General features: G+C 51.9%; 1 protein-coding gene and 1 pseudogene. One reads left to right on the top strand and one right to left on the bottom strand.

What is annotated here, in order from left to right:
* Positions 1–910: 910 nt before the first annotated feature.
* Positions 911–1,048 (top strand): hypothetical protein, encoded by a 138-nt coding sequence (locus JX325_RS16045; RefSeq protein WP_204792050.1) that lies wholly within the window; start codon positions 911–913, stop codon positions 1,046–1,048.
* 610 nt (positions 1,049–1,658) lie between these two features.
* On the opposite strand, the pseudogene JX325_RS16050 reads toward JX325_RS16045, so the two are convergent.
* Positions 1,659–1,854: pseudogene (locus tag JX325_RS16050) on the bottom strand (hypothetical protein); the annotation flags it as partial.

Below are 1,854 nucleotides of genomic sequence, written 5' to 3' on the forward strand. Positions count from 1 at the left end.
TCTCCAATAAATAGGGTCCAAACGATATCCGACAACCTCTCAAAGGTCATCGCTTTTATAACAACGAATGTGCAGCCCAGCAGAGATGCCAGCAAGGTTTTCAGACTAACTAATTTCATGAAAACACCTTCTCAAAAGTTCGGTATCACCACCGCAAATTCCAATTCTTCGCCTTAGTTTTGTGTGTATTATAACATATACAAATGGAAGGTTCAAGCTGTAAACACGAACGTATGCAAGCAGGGCATCGGAATATCGTTTTCGATATTCCGATACAGCTTGTTGGGGTTCCCCCAAGCCCCGGACTGGCCGCTTTGCGTCCAGCCGAACGCACCTGTCGGTGCGGCTCCATGCTTCGCATGACCAGCAGGGAGAGAATGACGCAGCAGCGTCATGGGGATAGCCGCAAAGGGGCGTGCCTCTTGTACGGAGTGAAGCGACACAGGCCACCCGGAGCGGTGACAAGTCAGCGATCAAGGTGGCGGCCTCGCAGAGCGCACAAGTACATTGCCACAGGCCATGTATAGAAGTGCCCCGTTCCTCGCTGGTGCTCGGAACAGGGCCAGCTTAATCACTCGCATGAGGTGTGCGGACTAACCCGCGCCAGTCCGCCTGGGCAGTCCCAGGCACAAGGCCCGCCGCAAGGCTCACTGTCCTGTCCTCTGCTGGTAAAAAGCGCCCAGCCGGGACACTATGCGGTCCCGGCTGGGCGCTATACACTGTCTTTGTCCTTTACGTTACACCTCGCTTTTTGGCTTTCCTCGTCGCGCCTATTTTTTGCAGGGGATTAGGTGGAAAAAGAACTAGGACAAACCAGTCAACTCCTTGCACTGCAAGGGTTTTCCGATTTGTCCTTATTATGCCATAAGGGCATAGCTGCGCGTCCATCCTCTATGGCCTGGGGTATTCCTTGAAGGACATTCAGACCTGGCTTGGTCACAGCAACTATAAATTTACCGCAGATACCTACGTCCACACTGAACAGGGCGCACACGCCGCCATGGCGGAGCGGTACGGCAAGGACCTGGAAAAGCTGCTGACGGGCTGAAAATAGCGTTGATAGACGTTTGATAGACGCGCCAGGAGAAAATGGCTGCAAAAGTTATAAAAATAGCTGGTTTTGAATCAAAACTGGCTATTTTATGGTTGCGGAGACAGGATTTGAATTTCGTTTCAGGGCTTTTTCGGTTTTCCCAGCAAATCCCTCCTAGTCCCGAAAGCCTTTAATTGCAACGGGTCCAGCGTTTGCCATGTACCAGCTGCTAACAGCTTTTACCAGCCAATATCAAGCCAATAAGGGAAAAAATAAGGGAAACTCAAGGCCATGCGGACGTACAAAAAACAAAAGAGAACAGGAGGCCAAACCCGGCCCCCTGTCTCTTTTTGAATCTACACGTTCAAACCTCTGCCATAGGGACCAATCAATCCCCGCAAATAATGTTGACCTTTTTGGTAGCCCGGACGCTCTGCCCACAGCAGGGACAAGCAACCTTCCGTGTGCTGGAAGTCCTGCCCGTAGCCGGAGGGGTGACGCCCCCTTTTGCTCCCGGTCCTCCCACGCCCCGCATGGAAAAGCCCACTTTCCGGTTCATCATAATATCGTCCCAGCCCTGGGTGATGATGAACTCGATTAGCGCGTCCGTGGGTTCGGTAATGCTCTACCCGATACGGCTGTCATAGCTGATATGCAGATCCCTTGCCTCGGCGGCATCACGAAATTTCTTGTTGTGGTAGGCCCCGCCCCGGCTGGTGTCCTGTACGCCGGTTTGCAAATTATGGAAGCACTGATTAAAGCCGGTAAAAGCCAGACAAACAGACAAAGGTAAAGGAAACGTCCAATAAAGGGACCATATT

The sequence above is a fragment of the Oscillibacter sp. CU971 genome, assembly GCF_905219725.1.
In the GTDB taxonomy this organism is placed as follows: domain Bacteria; phylum Bacillota; class Clostridia; order Oscillospirales; family Oscillospiraceae; genus Oscillibacter.